The following is a 15,263-nucleotide window of genomic DNA, read 5'->3' on the forward strand; positions in this document are numbered from 1 at the left end:
ACGCCACACGGAGGAGACCCATGCCGTTCACCCAGTCGTTCGAGATCACCAAGTGGGACCAGTCCACCTACGACGACGCCGACGGCGCCGAGCTGGGCCGCGCGACGGTGTCCAAGACGTTCGCCGACGGCGAGCTGGTCGGCACCAGCTCGGCCGAGCTGCTGATGGTCGGTACGCCGGCCGGCCCGGCGGCGTACACGGCGGTCGAGCGGTTCACCGGCACGCTGGCGGGCCGGGAGGGTTCGTTCGTGATCGTGCACGGCGCGACCGCCGAGGAGAACGTCTCCCGCGGCAAGATCGTCGCCGCCACCGGCGACCTGACCGGACTCACCGGCACGGTCGTCTTCGAGCACGACGACAAGGGCCCGCGGCTCACGGTCGACTACGAGGGCTGATTCACGCCCTGGTAGACGTAGTACGTCTCGTCCCGTCCCTGCAGCGCGACCGGGACGGGCGAGACGACGCACGAACCGAAGACGTTGCCGATGGCCCCTTCCAACGCGTCGGAGGCAGACGACGACCACACGGTCAGCACACCGCCGGCCCGCAACCGCGCGCGGCAGACCGACAAGAACTCGGAGCTGTAGATCGCCGCGTTCGCGTCGTACACGAGGAAGTCCGGCCCGTTGTCCACGTCGAGCAGGATCGCGTCGTACGAAGACGACGGCGACTCCGCGACCACGTCCCGGACGTCGCCCACGGCAACCGACACCCGCGACGAGTCGAGCACCGAAGGCACCAGCCCCGTCCGCATCCACTCGACCAGCGCCGGCTCGATCTCGGCGACGACGATCTCCCGCACCGACGACGAAGCCAGCAACGCTCGTACGGTGTAACCGAGCCCGAGCCCACCAACCAGCACTCGCTCAGGCCCACGAGAAAGCGCGACCGACGCGAGCAGCTCCTCGCTGGAGGTCTCCTGGTCGTCCATCACGAACACACCGTTGACGCGCAGCTCCAGCGCACCGTCCGTACGCCGCCGCAGCACCAGCTCGCCACGCTCGCTCGCCGCGCGAGCCACCTCCGAAGTCACAGAGGTAATCAGTACCAGTTCTTCGCCTTCGAGTGGGCCCAGGCCTCGCACGGGGAGCCGTAGGCGTCCTCGATGTAGTCCAGGCCCCACTTGATCTGGGTGACCGGGTTGGTTCGCCAGTCCGAGCCGTACTCGGCCATTCGCTTGCCGGGCAGGGCCTGCGGGATGCCGTAGGCGCTCGACGTCGGGTTGTCGGCGTTGACCTTCCAGCGCGACTCCTTGGTCCACAGCTTGTCGAGGCAGGAGAACTGGCTCTCCTTCCAGCCGTGGTTGTCGAGCAGGTTCAGCGCGATCTCGCGCGGCGTGCCCTCGAGCTCCTTGCGGGCGGCGTCGCGGCTGGCGCGTTCCTTGCGGGAGTCGTTGTTCGTCTTCTGCAGCGCCTCGTAGCGGGCCAGCGCGGCGTTCTTGGCCTTGCGGCGCAGCGCGGCCTGGTCCTGCATCGTCTTGCGGGCGGTCTCGACGGCCTCGATCTGGTTCCGCAGCCGGGTCACCTCCGCGGCCTGCTGCTCGGCGGTGAGCGGCTTGGGCGACGGCTTCAGCGCGTCCCGGCCCTTCTCACTGTTCAGGACGGCGAGCTCCGCGCGCCCGGAGACCGGGTCGGAGGCGGCACTGGTCCGGGGGGAGCTGAAGAGATCGATACTCGCGACGACCGAGACGACGGCGATCCCACTGACCGCGAGGATCGCGACGGAGCGCTTCGCTTTCATCTGTCCTTCCGAGATACCCGACCCCCGTCGGCTGCAACAGGAACATACTCTGACCTAAACAGACCGTGATCACAAGCAGGTCACAGGCAACGGTGCGGCCACATGGCGTGTGGCCGCACCGGGTACCGCAGAAGTTTTAAATTGCCTTTACAGAAGTGCCTCTCAGAGCTGTACGTCCTCCAGCATCTCGGTCACGAGCGCGGCGATCGGCGAGCGCTCCGAGCGGGTCAGCGTGACGTGGGCGAACAGCGGGTGCCCCTTCAGCTTCTCGACCACCGCGACCACGCCGTCGTGCCGGCCGACCCGCAGGTTGTCGCGCTGCGCGACGTCGTGGGTGAGCACCACCCGCGAGTTCGCGCCGACGCGGGACAGCACCGTGAGCAGCACGTTGCGCTCCAGCGACTGGGCCTCGTCGACGATCACGAACGCGTCGTGCAGCGACCGGCCGCGGATGTGGGTCAGCGGCAGCACCTCGAGCATGCCGCGGTCCATCACCTCGTCGATCACGTCGGCGCTGGTCAGCGCGCCGAGCGTGTCGTAGACCGCCTGGGCCCACGGCTGCATCTTCTCCGACTCCGAGCCGGGCAGGTAGCCCAGCTCCTGGCCGCCGACCGCGAACAGCGGCCGGAAGACGACCACCTTCTTGTGCTGGCGACGCTCCATCACCGCCTCCAGGCCGGCGCACAGCGCCAGCGCCGACTTGCCGGTACCGGCCCGGCCGCCGAGCGAGATGATGCCGACGTCGGGGTCGAGCAGGAGGTCGAGCGCCACCCGCTGCTCGGCGGAGCGGCCGCGGATGCCGAACGCCTCGCGGTCGCCGCGGACCAGGCGGACCCGCTTGTCCGGCATCACCCGGCCGAGTGCGCTGCCGCGGTCCGAGAGCAGCACCAGACCGGTGTGCGTCGGGAACTCACCGGCCTGCGGCAGCTCCAGTACGCCGTCCTCGTACAGCGTGTCGACGTCGGCGGTCTCCACCTCGAGCTCGCTCATCCCGGTCCAGCCGGACTCCAGGGCGAGCTCCGCGCGGTACTCCTCCGCGACCAGGCCGCAGGCCGAGGCCTTGACCCGCATCGGCAGGTCCTTGGAGACCAGCGTGACGTCGCGGCCCTCGGCCTTGAAGTTGCAGGCCACCGCGAGGATCCGGCTGTCGTTGTCGCCGAGCCGGAAACCGGCCGGCAGACTCTCGGGGTCGGTGTGGTTCAGCTCGACCCTGAGGGTTCCACCCTTCTCCCCCACTGGCAGGGGTGCGTCCAGACGTCCGTGCAGAATCCTGAACTCGTCCAGCAGTCGCAGCGCGGTGCGGGCGAAGTAGCCGAGCTCGGGGTGGTGCCGTTTGCCCTCCAGTTCGGTGACGACGACGACCGGAATGATCACCTCGTGCTCGTCGAACCGCTCCATCGCGTGCGGGTCGGAGAGCAGGACCGAGGTGTCCAGCACGTAGGTGCGCTGGTCCGGCGTGGATGAGGTGCTTGACGCCTTGGCGTGGGTGGCAGCCATGTCGCACGTCCTCTCGGGCCGCAGCGTGCACCACGCCCGGCCCACCAGTGGTTAGGTGATGGACCGGGAACTGGCCCGGAGGTCTGGTGCAGACCCCCTCTGGTCCGCCTTGGCGGAACCAGGGATCAGCAGGAGCGAGACGCGAGGTCTCGGGCACTCCGTTCTGCCCCTCATGGGGCAACCGGCTGGCGAACGATTCTCATCTGATCGGGCCTCCCGGACAGCCGGCTTCCCCTCCGACCGTCAAAACGAGAGTAGGTCGGCCGGTGAAACCCCGCAGCCCGACACGCCCGCCCGCGGGGTTAACGGCTTGTTACACGTTGCCGTCAGCAGGTTCACCCGTGCGGGGGAGGGCGATCACTCGCAGGGGGGATCCGCTCACGCACGGTTCCGGCCAGCCTTGGAGTATGCGGAAGAACTGGCCGATCTGGACCGGGTGCGTGACCGCCCTGTGGTCCTTCGCGTACGGCGTACTGGGGGTGCACTGGGCAACGGGCGGTAGCGGGTACCCGTTCGCCGTGGTCGACGACGATCGGGCCACGGCGTCGCTGCTGGAAGGCGCTCCGGTCGGCGTGGTGGCGCCGGTGATGGCGGTGCTCGGGTTCACCGGCGCGGTGGTCGCGCTGCTGATGACCGTACGCCGGCCGCGCGGGTGGTTGCCGCAGGCATTCGGGGCGGTGCTCGCGGTCGGGCTGGCGCTGGCGATCCCCGACTACACGCCGCTCGCGATCCTTGCCCTGTCCCCCGCGTTGCTGGTGTTCGCGTTCACCGGGATCCCGGGTGCGCAGGGCGGGCTGGAGGACGTCCTGTACTGGCACCGCGTCAACGTCCTGCTGATGTTCCTGGGCGGGCTCCTGTGGGCCGCTACGACCGTCGCGTACCACCGCCGGGCCCGGGCGGCCTGTGTCTCCTGCGGACGCCGGCACGGGTCACCGGCGGCCTGGACGACCCCGGAGGCGGCGCTGCGCTGGGGACGCCGGGCGGTGTGGATCGCTGTGCTGTCCAACGTTCCGTACGAGTTCACCCGGGTCGCATGGTACTTCGGCTGGCCGCTGGGGATCTCCGACGAGTTCCGGCAGATGATGGCCGACACCCCGGGGATGCTGGAGATGGGGCTGGCGATGGCGCTGCTCGCCATCGGCGGGAGCGTGCTGACGCACGGGCTGGTCCGGCGCTGGGGTGAGGTGTACCCGCGCTGGATCTGGTGGCGGGCCGGGCGGCGGGTGCCGCCGCGGCTGGCGATCGTCCCGGCCGCGATCGTCGCGGTGGTGCTGGTCCCGGCCGGGCTGATGAACCTGCGGCTGATCGACGACAACCCCGGCTCCGCGTGGGGGCTGGTGATGCCGGGGGTGCTGTGGGTCGTCTGGGGTACGGCGCTCGGCGTCGCCGCGTACGGGTACTACTTGCGTCGCAGGGGGACGTGCGTTCGGTGCGGACAAGGAGATCCCGGCCGGGACTTGCTGGCGCCGCCGAGCCGGGAACCAGCCCCGGAGCCGAGCCTGCCGGCCGAGGCCCGGTGACCATGCTCAGGAGCCGAGCCCGCCGGCCGAGGCCCGGTACGGTGACGCCGACACCGAGCAGCGACGCGGTGGCCCGATGACTGTGCTCAGGTGCCGAAGCGGCGCTCGCGCTGGGCGTACGAGCGGATCGCGCGCAGGAAGTCGACGTGCCGGAAGTCCGGCCAGAGCGCCTCGCAGAAGTAGAACTCCGAGAGCGCGCTCTGCCAGAGCAGGAAGCCGCCGAGGCGCTGCTCTCCGGAGGTGCGGATGACCAGGTCCGGGTCGGGCTGGCCCTTCGTGTACAGGTGCTCGGCGATGTGCTCGACGTCGACGCGCTCGGCCAGCTCCTCGATCGAGATGCCCTTGGCGGCCTCCTCGAGCAGCAGCGAGCGGACGGCGTCGGCGAGCTCACGGCGGCCGCCGTACCCGACAGCGACGTTCACCAGCAGGCCGTCGACGTGCTGGGTCGCGGTCTCCGCGCTCTTCAGCACCTCGGCGGTCGCGGACGGCAGCAGGTCGAGCGCACCGACCGGGTGGATCCGGCGGCCGCCGACCGCGGCCAGCTCCTCGACGGTCTGCTCGATGATCCGCAGCAGCGGCTCCAGCTCGTCGGCCGGGCGGGTCAGGTTGTCGGTGGACAGCATCCACACCGTGACGACCTTGACGCCGACCTCGTCGCACCAGTCCAGGAACTCCGAGATCTTGCTCGCGCCGGCCTCGTGGCCGCGCGAGACCGGGTCGCCCGAGGCCCGGGCCCAGCGCCGGTTGCCGTCGATGATCACGCCGATGTGGCGTGGCATCCGGTCCGGCGACAGGGAGCGCGCCAGCCGGCGCTCGTACAGTCCGTACACCGCGTCGCGAAGGCGCTGCTTGCCGGGTGTCCGCATGGGCAGGTGTTCTCCTCGAGTCCTCGACCGGGCCGTCTGCGGATCGGGGGGGTGCAGGCGTGCCTCAACGAGGCTAGCCCAGAATCACGTCGCGGGAGAGGGCGGGACGAACATCGAACTTATCGACTCTCGATCGCATCAGACACTTCAGCGCGGGCTCCACAACACTCCGGCCGAGTGCGTCCGGCGCAGTGACGTCGCCTACATTTCATCCTTGAGGACGATTGAACCTACGCAACCGTAGGTTACGGTTGAGTAGGCAGGAATTCCGCCCAGCGTACCGAGGAGGATGGCGCATGACGGCCAGGACCGCGACCGGCGACACCACCCCCACCGACCCGCCGCTGGAGCACGCCCACCGCCTGACCCGCGCGCTGAAACCGAAGCTGCGCGGCTGGCTGCACGCCGGCACCTTCCCGTTCGCGACCGCGGCCGGGATCGTGCTGATCTGCCTGGCGCCGAGCGCGAGCGCCCGCTGGGCCGCCGCCGTCTACACGCTCGGCTCGATGCTGCTGTTCGGCATCTCCGCGCTGTACCACCGCTTCTACTGGGGCCCGACCGGCGAGGCGATCCTGCGCCGGCTCGACCACAGCAACATCTTCCTGCTGATCGCCGGCACCTACACCCCGCTCGGCATGGTCCTGCTCGACGGCAGCGACCGGCTCCTGCTGCTCGGTACGGCGTGGGGCGGCGCGCTGCTCGGCATCCTGTTCCGGATCTTCTGGGTCGGCGCCCCGCGCTGGCTCTACACCCCGATCTACCTGGCGCTCGGCTGGGTCGCGATCTTCTGGATGAAGGACTTCTACCAGTTCGGCGGCGCCTCGGTGGTCGCGCTGCTCGCGGTCGGCGGCGGCCTGTACTCGATCGGCGCGGTCATCTACGGCACCAAGCGGCCGAACCCGTCACCGCTCTGGTTCGGCTTCCACGAAATCTTCCACGCCTGCACGGTGGCCGCGTTCATCTGCCACTACGTCGCGGTCAGCATCGCCACCTACCGGGCCGGCTGACCGGCGCCGATCTCCAGCAGGGCCTTGCGGAAGTCGGCGTACCGCTCCGCGCCCAGCCGCTCCGCCCAGCCCTCCTCGACCCGCTCGATCGCCGCGCGGGCGAACGCCGTCGCCTCGTCCCCCTTGGCCGTACGCCGAACCAGCCGCACCCGCCGGTCGCTCTCCAGCCGCGCCGACTCGGCGTACCCGCGGGCCTGCAGGTAGTCGACGTGCTGACCGAGCCCCTGCTTGGTCATCCCCGCGTGCGCGGCCAGGTCGGTGATCCGCGCTCCCTCAGCCGGGATCATGTCGAGCAGCCGGTAGTGCGAGACCCGCAGTTCTGTGAACGGCGGCCGGACGTCGACCACGATCTCGTCCCGCAGCCGGGCCATCACGAAGCCCAGCAGGTTGGCGACGTGCAGCGGGCGGTCCACCCCGTTGACGGAAGTCATAAAGCCACTTTACTATCCAAACAGTAAAGCTGCTTGTCTTTCCGGGGGGAAATCGTGTCCATCACCGCACTCGAACCGCTCGGGCGGGACGCGCCCGACACCGACCAGCTGACCGGCCTGGTCCACGCGATCACCGGCGACCCGCTCGCGGTCCCGCTCAGCTCCCGCGCCGAGCCGTTCCCGTACGCGATCGGTACGCCGAGCACCGCCGCGCTGCTGAGCGTGTCCGGCACGGCCCGCCGCTCCGACGGCTCGACCACCGAGTGGCGTTGCTTCGTCAAGCAGCTGCAGTCGGCGCGGCACTGGCCGATGCTGCACCTGATCCCCGAGGCCTACCGCGAGGACCTGGTCCAGAACCTGCCCTGGCGGCTCGAGCTGGGCGTGCTCCGCAGCGACGTCGGCACCGTGATGCCCGCCGGGCTACGGCTGCCGACGGTCTACCGGATCGACGAGTACGACGACGACCGCGCGACGATCTGGATGGAGTACGTCGTCCAGGAGCCAGGCATCTGGGGCCTGGACCGGTTCGCCCGGGCCGCGTTCCTGCTCGGGCAGCTGTCAGCCCGCCGCCGGCCGCACCTGGTGAAACCGTTCCTGCCCAGGCCGGGCGTCGACCAGCCCGGCATCGGGCTGCGCTACTACGTCAACGGCCGCGTGCTGATGGGCGCGCTCCCCACGTTGGCCGACAAGGCGACCTGGCGCACTCCCCTGCTCGCAGCAGCGATCTGCAACACCGGGGACCACAGCCTGCGCGACGACCTGCTCGAGCTGGCCGAGCAGCTGCCCGCCGTACTGGATGCGCTGGACGCGCTGCCGCAGTGCTACCAGCACGGCGACGCGAGTCCGCAGAACCTGCTGGTCCCGCTGGGCAGTCCGGACGAGTTCGTGGTGATCGACTGGGGCTTCGACTGCCCGCAGGCGATCGGGTTCGACTTGGGTCAGCTGCTGATCGGGCTGGTTCACGCCGGTGAACTGTCGCCCACCGCGCTCCCTGCTGTGCACCAGGTGATCCTCGAGGCGTTCACGGAGGGGTTGGCCGCCGAGGGCTTGCAGGTGCCGCTGGAGCAGGTCAGGTACGGGTACCTGGGGTCGCTGCTGGCCCGGGCGACGTTCACCGCGCTCCCGCTGGAGCAGCTGGGCATGCCGGCCACCGAGGAGGGCCTCGCTCAGTTCGAGAGCCGGGTGCTCCTCACGCGCGCGTTGGTCGACCTGACCCGGCAGCTCAACTAGGAGTCAGTACGAACACCCGTACGTCGCGCCCGCTGCGCGCGACGTACGTGTCGTACGCCGGCCACACCTGCGTGACCAGCGGCCAGACGCGTTCCCGCTCGGCCCCTTCAGCCAACCGCGCGCGGACCGGCAGGGCCGCGGCACCGGGTGGCGCGACCACCGCCTGGTCGTCGGCGAGCAGGTTCGCCGACCAGGCCGGGTGGTGCTCCTGACCCCAGTTGGACCCGACGACCACGAAGGACTCGCCGTCCCGCGCGAACAGCAGCGGGACGGTCCGCGGCTGTCCCGACTTCCGGCCGGTCGTGGTGAGCAGCAGCATCGTCAGCTGGCTCTTGCCGATGATGTTGACCCGTCCGCCGGTCAGTCGCTGCAGCCTGCGGTCGAGCGGCATCACCGTCCGGCCGAGCGCCGCGAACCACGGTCGGTGCCCGACGCGCCGGATGACATTCGTGTACCAACCCATAGCGAAAGTCTGCCCGGGCCGCCCGAGCGGGTATGCATGAGGGTGTGAAGACTCTCCGCCTCCTGACCGCCACCGCTGCCGCCGGCCTGCTGCTGGCCGGCTGCGGCGAAGACAGCGGCTCCAGCAGCCCGAGCCCGTCCACGCCCTCGGCCAGTACGCCGACGCCCAGCACGCCACCTGGCGGCGACCCGGGCCCGATCACCGTCACCCGGACCGGCGGCTTCGCCGGTTTCGACGACAAGGTCGTGATCGGCACCGACGGCGTCACCACCGTGACCCAGCGCGGCAAGCAGACCGCCAGGTGCAAGCTGGACGCCGCGTTCATGACCTCGCTCACCGCCGCGGTGGACCAGGTCGACTGGGCCGCGGTCGGGACCACCAAGCCCACGGTCCGGCACCCCGACGACATGATCATCGCGATCTCCGCCGGCGGCGGACTCGCCCGCCTCGAGGACCCGCGCCTGGCACCGCTGGCGACTCCGGTCAGCGCATTGCTGACCGAAGCCGCCAACCCGGGCAAGCTCTGCAAGCCCGTCTAGCTGGTCCCGAGCGCTACATCGTCGATCACGAAGGACGTCTGCAGCGACGAGTCCTCCTGGCCGAGGAACCGCACCGTCACCGTCTTGCCCTTGTACGCCGTCACGTCGTACGTCTTCTGCACGTACGCCGTGGCCTTGTTCAGGTTCGACAGTGTCGCCAGCGTGGTCGTCGTACCGCCGTCGACCACCTGCACCTTCACCGTGTCGTACACCGTGGACCCCGTGGTCTCCGCGGTGTCGATCCGGATCCAGAACGACAGGCTGGCCGCGGCCGCCGACGCCGGGATCGCGACCGACTGGCCGACGTTCTCGGTGCTGGAGCGCCCGTTGCCCTGCAGCCACGCCTTGTACGACCCGCCGTGGGCCGGCTTCGAGCTGGAGTTGGTGATCACGCCGGTGGTCCCGGTCCAGTTCGTCGCACCGGACTCGAAGCCCGGGTTGAGCAGCAGGTTCCCGCCGGTCGGCGGGTTGGTGGTGCCGTAGTCCTTCTGCGCGTAGGTCCAGATCATGTGACCGATCGCGTCGCTCTGCCGGTCCAGCGAGGTCAGGTTCAGGTTGTTGATCGTGTCGCAGGACCGGTGGTAGCAGGGGTCGTACGCCTGCCCGGCCGTCCCGCCCCACTTCGCCGCCTGCGCCGAGGTCTTGATGCCCTCGGCACCTGAGAACGTCCCTGCGGTGGGGATTCCGAGCGACCGGAACGCCGCGTGGTCGGACCGGCCCTGCACGTCGATGTACTCGGTCTGGATCGACTTGCTGGTGAAGTACGCCGTCAGATCGTCGCGCGCACCGTTGCCCGCCGGGTTGTCGTTGTAGACGAAGTACCCCGGGTTCGGCGAACCGGTCATGTCGAAGTTCAGGTACAGCTCGATCTTGTCCCGCTCGGCCGCGGGCAGGTTGTTGACGTAGTACTTCGAGCCGAGCAGCCCGAGCTCCTCGGCGCCCCAGAAGCCGAACCGCAGCCGGTTGCGCGGCGTCTGGCCGCTGGCCGCGTAGGCCAGGGCGACCTCGAGCACACCGGAGCTCCCGGTGCCGTTGTCGTTGATGCCCGGACCCGAGCTGACGCTGTCCAGGTGCGAGCCGGCCATCACCACGTGGTTCGCGTCGCCGTGCGGCCACTCCGCGATCACGTTGTACGACGTACCGGCCGACGTCGAGAACGACTGCAGCGAGGTGGTGTAGCCGGCCGCGTCGAGCTTGGACTTCACCCAGTCGGCCGAGGCGCGGTAGCCGGGCCGGCCGGTGTAGCGGTTGCCACCGTTGCTGGTGGCAATGGACTGGAGCTGGTCGAGATGGGCCTTGACGTTGCTGACCGAGATGTCGGGGGACTCGGCAACGGTCTTGGCGGTGGCCGGCCCGCTCGGCGCCAGGGCGGTGGCGACGAGAGCGGCGGTCAGGACGCCGTACAGAACATGCTTGGACATCGGGGAACTCCCTTGCAGTACAAAGGAAATCCGGGGCGCACACGCTCGGGCGGGAGGTGTGCGCCCCGGACGGGACTACAGGCTCAGGTCAGGAGCCCGCGACCAGCGACACGTCGTCGATCACGAAGCTCGTCTGCAGCGACGAGTCCTCCTGGCCGAGGAACTTCACCGTGACGGTCTTGCCCTTGTACTGCGTCACGTTGAAGGTCTTCTGCACGTACGACGTCGACTTGTTCAGGTTCGACAGGGTGCCGAGCGTGGTGGTGGTGCCACCGTCGACGATCTGCACCTTGACCGTGTCGTAGACCGTCGAGCCGGTGGTCTCCGCGGTGTCGATCCGGACCCAGAAGGACAGGCTCGCCGCCGTGGCCGAGGCCGGGATGGCGACCGACTGGGCGATGTTCTCGGTGCTGGAGCGGCCGTTGCCCTGCAGCCACGCCTTGTAGCTGCCGCCGTGGGCCGGCTTCGAGCTGGAGTTGGTGATCACTCCGGTGGTGCCGGTCCAGTTGGTGGCGCCGGACTCGAAGCCCGGGTTCTTGATCAGGTTGTCACCGGTCGGCGGCTCCGGGTCGGTGCCCCCGCCACAGGCGGCGGTGCCGGCCGGGACGGAGATGCCGGAGAACGCGGCCTCGATGCCCTTGCACTGCGTCGAGTCGGCGCCGTACAGCTCCTTGGCCGAGTTGATCGCGCCTTCACGGGCGTCGCGGTAGGTGCTGCCCGAGGTGAGCTTGGTGCTCAGCGTCCGGTACCAGACCTTGGCGGCGACGTCGCGACCGACGCCGGCGATGGTCGCGCCGTTGCAGGCGGTGCTGGAGTGCGTCACTCCACCGATGACCTTGCTGCCGGTGCCCTCGGAGGCCAGGTAGAACCAGTGGTTCAGCGGGCCGGAGGAGTAGTGCGGGTCGGCACTGCCGACCGAGGTCGACCAGCAGTCGTAGCTGCGGCCGTCCTTGTTCGGCTTGTCCATGTAGCGCAGCGGCGTGCCGTTGCCGTTGATGTTGATCTTCTCGCCGATCAGGTAGTCACCCGGGTCGGAGGCGTTGTTGGCCGAGAACTCGACCGCGGTGCCGAAGATGTCCGAGGTGGACTCGTTCAGGCCGCCCGCGTCACCGAAGTAGTTCAGGTTCGCGGTCGCCTCGGTGACACCGTGGCTCATCTCGTGGCCGGCCACGTCGATGGCGGTCAGCGGGCGGGAGTTGCCCGAGCCGTCGCCGTACGTCATCTGGGTGCCGTCCCAGAACGCGTTCACGTAGGCGTTGCCGTAGTGCACGCGGGACCGCGCGCCCTGGCCGTTGTTGAAGATGCCGTTGCGGCCGTGGACGTTCTTGTAGTAGTCCCAGGTCAGCTGGGCCCCGAAGTGCGCGTCGACACCGGCGGTCTGCCGGTTCGAGGTCGCGCCGTTGCCCCAGGTGTCGTCGGGGTCGGTGAAGGTGGTCCCGTTGCCGGAGGTCGCGCCGTTGAGGTCCGTGGTGTAGTTTCCGCCACGGCTCGGGTCGCTCATCGTGAAGCTGCCCGACGTACCGATGCTGACCTGGCCGGAGTACATCGAGTTGCCGGTGCCGGTCTTGATCTCGTCGTCCTGGGCCAGGACGGCGCCGGACTTGGCGTCGATGTAGCTGTGCAGGACCGAGGGCGTCTGGTCGGCCTTGGTGCCGGTGGTGACGACCTCGTAGGCCAGGACCGGCTTGCCGGTGGCGGCGAAGACGATCAGCGAACCCTTGTTGCTGGTGGCCTTGAACTCGGCGGACTTCGCGGCGGTCCCGAGCGCGGTGGCCTGGGACAAGGCCGGCTTGGTCGACGCGACGCCGATGTTCTTGGCGCCACGGTTGTACGTGACACCGCCGATCGCCTCGCCCTTGCGCTTGACGATCAGGTCACCGCCGACCACCTTCAGGCCGTTGAAGGTGCGGTCGTAGTGCACGTACTCGGTGCCGTCCGGGTCGGCGGCGACCCCGCGGGCGATGAGCTGCTCACCGCCGGCCAGGCCGAGGGCGGCGGCCGTCTGCGCGGTCAGCGCGTTCTCGGCCTTGACGGCGGCCGGCTCGTTGAAGCCGGATGCCGGGAGCGGGGCCGTCCGGTTGGCGGCTCCGGCGGGCGTGCCGGTGATGGTCGCAGCCAGACCCGCTGCTGCGACGATGGCCACCGCCCCTGCTGATGTCAGTCGTTTCAAGACAACATCTCCTCACGGTGTGGTCGCTGTTTGGGCGCAGCGACCAATTCAATTGGGGACCGCCGGAGGTACGACACAGCAGTGCCACTGCCTCAGTTGTGACACTGTGTGTCAGGACATGCGCATCCTGTTACATCCGACTGAGGGAGGACTCTCCCCCCGGCGGAGCCAGGAGTCAAGGGAATCTCGCGAAACGACAGGGAAAACCCGCTTTGACCGGCGTTGTCAGCGCGCGGCGGTCAACTCCGCCCGAAGGTCTTCCGGCAACACGACCGGCAGCTTGCAGGTGAACTTCTGACACACGTACGCCGCGGCGCGCCCGCCGACGAGGTCGCGCCCGGCGAGCAGTGGTACGCCGGACCCGGGAATGCCTCGGACAACTGCCGTTCCCCAGGGAGCGTGGGCAACGGCAACCCGCGCCAGCTCCTCGGACTGCGCCCCGACGATCGCGATCTCAAGTGGTCCGGCCTGCAGCATTTCGGCGACCGCAAGGGCCCGGCCGGCGAAGCGTGGCGCGCGAGCCGCCAGCGCCGCCGAAGCGGCGAGCGCCTGCTCGGCCGCTTCGCTGTACCGGGCCTCCCCCGTCACCGACGCCAGCGTCGTGAACGCCTCCGCCGCCAGCGACACCCCGGAAGGACTCGCGTTGTCCGTCGGGTCCTGCGGCCGCCAAGCCAGCTGCTCCGCATCGGCCGCCGTGTCAAAGAAGGAGCCATCAGCAACGAACTGCTCCAGAACCCTGTCCAGCAACGCCTTCGCCAGCGTCAACCACCCGGCGTCATCCGTTGCCGCCAGCAACGTCAGACAAGCCTGCCCGTACGCCGCGTAGTCCTCCAGCACACCGTGCGCCGACCCCACGACACCGTCCCGCGACGTCCGGTGCAACCGTCCCGAAGCGTCCACGTGCACGTCCCGGATCAAGGACGCCGCCCGCGCCGCCGCCTCGACGTACGAGGGCTTGTCGAGCACCAGCCCGGCCCGCGTCAGCGCCGTGATCGCGAGCCCGTTCCACGCGGCAACGACCTTGTCGTCGCGGCCCGGGTACGTCCGCCGTGCCCGGGCCTCGAGCAACAGCCCGCGCACCTTGGACCACCGCTCCGCATCGTCCGGATCACGCCGCAGCTGCAGCACCGACGTACCGTGTTCGAACGTTCCACTCACGTCGCACAGCTCGATCACCCAGGCGCCGTCGTCAGCACCGAGCACCGAGCGCAGCTCGTCCGGCGTCCAGACGTAGTACCGGCCCTCCTCGCCCTCGGTGTCCGCGTCGAGCGCCGAGGCGAACCCGCCCTCCGGCGTCAACAGCTCCGCGAGCAGGAAGTCCGCCGTCTCCACCGCGACCCGCTCCGCGAGCGGCGACCCGCTGACCGCCCACCAGTGCGTGTACACGTCGAGCAGCAGCGCGTTGTCGTACAGCATCTTCTCGAAGTGCGGCACGATCCACTGCTTGTCGACGCTGTACCGCGCGAACCCGCCCGCGAGCTGGTCGTACATCCCGCCGCGCGCCATCCGCTCGCAGGTCGCCTCGACCATCGCCAGCGCGTCCTCGGACCCGGTCCGCCGATGATGGCGCAGCAGGAAGTCGAGCACCATCGACGGCGGAAACTTCGGCGCCTGCCCGAACCCGGCGTCGACCGGGTCGAAATCCACCTTCAGTACGGCGGCCGCCCGCTCCAGCACCGCCGCGTCGATCGCTCCCCCGGCCGGCTGCTGCTTCGCCCCGAGTTGCTCGACGACGGACTTCCCGATCCCGTCGATCTGCTCGCGCTTGCCCCGCCATGCGTCGGTCAGCGACTCCAGCACCTGCCGGAAGCTCGCCATCCCGTGCCGCGCGTCGGCCGGGAAGTACGTCCCGCAGAAGAACGGCTCCCCCGCCGGCGTCAGGAACACCGACATCGGCCAGCCGCCCCGCCCGGTCATCGCGACCGTCGCCTCCATGTAGATCGCGTCCACGTCCGGCCGCTCCTCGCGATCCACCTTCACGTTCACGAAGTGCTCGTTCAGGTACGCCGCCGTCGCCGCGTCCTCGAACGACTCGTGCGCCATCACGTGACACCAGTGGCACGCCGAGTACCCCACCGACAGGAACACCGGCACGTCCCGCTCCCGCGCCTCCGCGAACGCCGCCTCCCCCCACTGCTTCCACGCCACCGGGTTGTCCGCGTGCTGCCGAAGGTAGGGCGACGTCGAGGAACCGAGCTCGTTGGAGGACATGGCCCCCACGGTAGGCGGTCGGTCCCAGGGGTCCGTGACCAGTCTGGCCAAAACGGGCCTGTCGGGTGGCTGAAATGGGCATTCCGTTTACACCGGTGAACAAGGCTGATCGGATGCGGGCACCCCAGAGTTCCGGAGGACACCGTGCGTCGTTCTTCTGCCCGTAGG

The 15,263-nt window shown here is 69.6% G+C and carries 14 protein-coding genes; 5 read left to right on the forward strand and 9 right to left on the reverse strand.

Annotated elements, in window-relative coordinates:
• Positions 1-20 precede the first annotated feature (20 nt).
• A complete protein-coding gene (locus AB0M01_RS03875; RefSeq protein ID WP_363665346.1) occupies positions 21-395 on the forward strand; it encodes a DUF3224 domain-containing protein in 375 nt (124 codons plus the stop codon).
• On the opposite strand, the gene AB0M01_RS03880 is transcribed toward AB0M01_RS03875, so the two are convergent.
• The 3 genes from AB0M01_RS03880 to AB0M01_RS03890 form a co-directional block, all read right to left on the reverse strand.
• Positions 383-1,033: a hypothetical protein gene (locus AB0M01_RS03880; protein ID WP_363665347.1), complete on the reverse strand. Its 651-nt coding sequence runs from the start codon at positions 1,031-1,033 to the stop codon at positions 383-385. The two genes, AB0M01_RS03875 and AB0M01_RS03880, sit on opposite strands and share 13 nt — an antisense overlap.
• A gap of 8 nt (positions 1,034-1,041) precedes the next feature.
• On the reverse strand, positions 1,042-1,740 hold the full coding sequence (locus AB0M01_RS03885; protein ID WP_363665348.1) for a hypothetical protein: 699 nt from the start codon (positions 1,738-1,740) through the stop codon (positions 1,042-1,044).
• A 162-nt stretch (positions 1,741-1,902) separates the two neighbouring features.
• The gene (locus tag AB0M01_RS03890) at positions 1,903-3,237 is read right to left on the reverse strand and encodes a PhoH family protein (RefSeq protein WP_363665349.1); all 1,335 of its coding nucleotides are present in this window, start codon (positions 3,235-3,237) and stop codon (positions 1,903-1,905) included.
• A gap of 407 nt (positions 3,238-3,644) precedes the next feature.
• Between AB0M01_RS03890 and AB0M01_RS03895 the strand changes: the two genes are divergently transcribed.
• On the forward strand, positions 3,645-4,757 hold the full coding sequence (locus AB0M01_RS03895; protein ID WP_363665350.1) for an NYN domain-containing protein: 1,113 nt from the start codon (positions 3,645-3,647) through the stop codon (positions 4,755-4,757).
• Positions 4,758-4,843: 86 nt separating this feature from the next.
• On the opposite strand, the gene AB0M01_RS03900 is transcribed toward AB0M01_RS03895, so the two are convergent.
• Complete coding sequence (locus tag AB0M01_RS03900) at positions 4,844-5,623, reverse strand: isoprenyl transferase (protein WP_363665351.1); 780 nt, start codon at positions 5,621-5,623, stop codon at positions 4,844-4,846.
• A gap of 296 nt (positions 5,624-5,919) precedes the next feature.
• Here AB0M01_RS03900 and AB0M01_RS03905 point away from each other — a divergent pair, with 296 nt between their 5' ends.
• Positions 5,920-6,630: a hemolysin III family protein gene (locus AB0M01_RS03905; RefSeq protein WP_363665352.1), complete on the forward strand. Its 711-nt coding sequence runs from the start codon at positions 5,920-5,922 to the stop codon at positions 6,628-6,630.
• Here AB0M01_RS03905 and AB0M01_RS03910 read toward each other — a convergent pair.
• The gene (locus tag AB0M01_RS03910; protein ID WP_363665353.1) at positions 6,615-7,061 is read right to left on the reverse strand and encodes a MarR family winged helix-turn-helix transcriptional regulator; all 447 of its coding nucleotides are present in this window, start codon (positions 7,059-7,061) and stop codon (positions 6,615-6,617) included. The two genes, AB0M01_RS03905 and AB0M01_RS03910, sit on opposite strands and share 16 nt — an antisense overlap.
• Before the next feature lie 54 nt (positions 7,062-7,115).
• Between AB0M01_RS03910 and AB0M01_RS03915 the strand changes: the two genes are divergently transcribed.
• On the forward strand, positions 7,116-8,291 hold the full coding sequence (locus AB0M01_RS03915; RefSeq protein WP_363665354.1) for a phosphotransferase: 1,176 nt from the start codon (positions 7,116-7,118) through the stop codon (positions 8,289-8,291).
• Here the strand turns inward: AB0M01_RS03915 and AB0M01_RS03920 are convergent.
• Complete coding sequence (locus AB0M01_RS03920) at positions 8,284-8,754, reverse strand: nitroreductase/quinone reductase family protein (protein ID WP_363665355.1); 471 nt, start codon at positions 8,752-8,754, stop codon at positions 8,284-8,286. The two genes, AB0M01_RS03915 and AB0M01_RS03920, sit on opposite strands and share 8 nt — an antisense overlap.
• Before the next feature lie 44 nt (positions 8,755-8,798).
• Here AB0M01_RS03920 and AB0M01_RS03925 point away from each other — a divergent pair, with 44 nt between their 5' ends.
• The gene (locus AB0M01_RS03925) at positions 8,799-9,293 is read left to right on the forward strand and encodes a hypothetical protein (RefSeq protein ID WP_363665356.1); all 495 of its coding nucleotides are present in this window, start codon (positions 8,799-8,801) and stop codon (positions 9,291-9,293) included.
• On the opposite strand, the gene AB0M01_RS03930 is transcribed toward AB0M01_RS03925, so the two are convergent.
• The 3 genes from AB0M01_RS03930 to AB0M01_RS03940 form a co-directional block, all read right to left on the reverse strand.
• On the reverse strand, positions 9,290-10,714 hold the full coding sequence (locus tag AB0M01_RS03930) for a M28 family metallopeptidase (RefSeq protein ID WP_363665357.1): 1,425 nt from the start codon (positions 10,712-10,714) through the stop codon (positions 9,290-9,292). The two genes, AB0M01_RS03925 and AB0M01_RS03930, sit on opposite strands and share 4 nt — an antisense overlap.
• A gap of 88 nt (positions 10,715-10,802) precedes the next feature.
• Entirely contained in the window at positions 10,803-12,884 is a 2,082-nt protein-coding gene (locus AB0M01_RS03935; RefSeq protein WP_363665358.1) for a M4 family metallopeptidase, read from the reverse strand.
• A gap of 225 nt (positions 12,885-13,109) precedes the next feature.
• Complete coding sequence (locus AB0M01_RS03940; RefSeq protein WP_363665359.1) at positions 13,110-15,095, reverse strand: thioredoxin domain-containing protein; 1,986 nt, start codon at positions 15,093-15,095, stop codon at positions 13,110-13,112.
• Between the last annotated feature and the right edge of the window lie 168 nt (positions 15,096-15,263).

The organism is Kribbella sp. NPDC051770 (genome assembly GCF_040681455.1).
Taxonomy (GTDB): Bacteria; Actinomycetota; Actinomycetes; order Propionibacteriales; family Kribbellaceae; genus Kribbella.

Bases quoted from the DNA above. Each gene is read 5' to 3' on its own strand.
- AB0M01_RS03875 (WP_363665346.1), top strand. From the start codon at position 21: ATGCCGTTCACCCAGTCGTTCGAGATCACCAAGTGGGACCAGTCCACC.
- AB0M01_RS03885 (WP_363665348.1), bottom strand. From the start codon at position 1,740: ATGAAAGCGAAGCGCTCCGTCGCGATCCTCGCGGTCAGTGGGATCGCC.
- AB0M01_RS03890 (WP_363665349.1), bottom strand. From the start codon at position 3,237: ATGGCTGCCACCCACGCCAAGGCGTCAAGCACCTCATCCACGCCGGAC.
- AB0M01_RS03895 (WP_363665350.1), top strand. From the start codon at position 3,645: ATGCGGAAGAACTGGCCGATCTGGACCGGGTGCGTGACCGCCCTGTGG.
- AB0M01_RS03900 (WP_363665351.1), bottom strand. From the start codon at position 5,623: ATGCGGACACCCGGCAAGCAGCGCCTTCGCGACGCGGTGTACGGACTG.
- AB0M01_RS03905 (WP_363665352.1), top strand. From the start codon at position 5,920: ATGACGGCCAGGACCGCGACCGGCGACACCACCCCCACCGACCCGCCG.
- AB0M01_RS03910 (WP_363665353.1), bottom strand. From the start codon at position 7,061: ATGACTTCCGTCAACGGGGTGGACCGCCCGCTGCACGTCGCCAACCTG.
- AB0M01_RS03920 (WP_363665355.1), bottom strand. From the start codon at position 8,754: ATGGGTTGGTACACGAATGTCATCCGGCGCGTCGGGCACCGACCGTGG.
- AB0M01_RS03930 (WP_363665357.1), bottom strand. From the start codon at position 10,714: ATGTCCAAGCATGTTCTGTACGGCGTCCTGACCGCCGCTCTCGTCGCC.
- AB0M01_RS03940 (WP_363665359.1), bottom strand. From the start codon at position 15,095: ATGTCCTCCAACGAGCTCGGTTCCTCGACGTCGCCCTACCTTCGGCAG.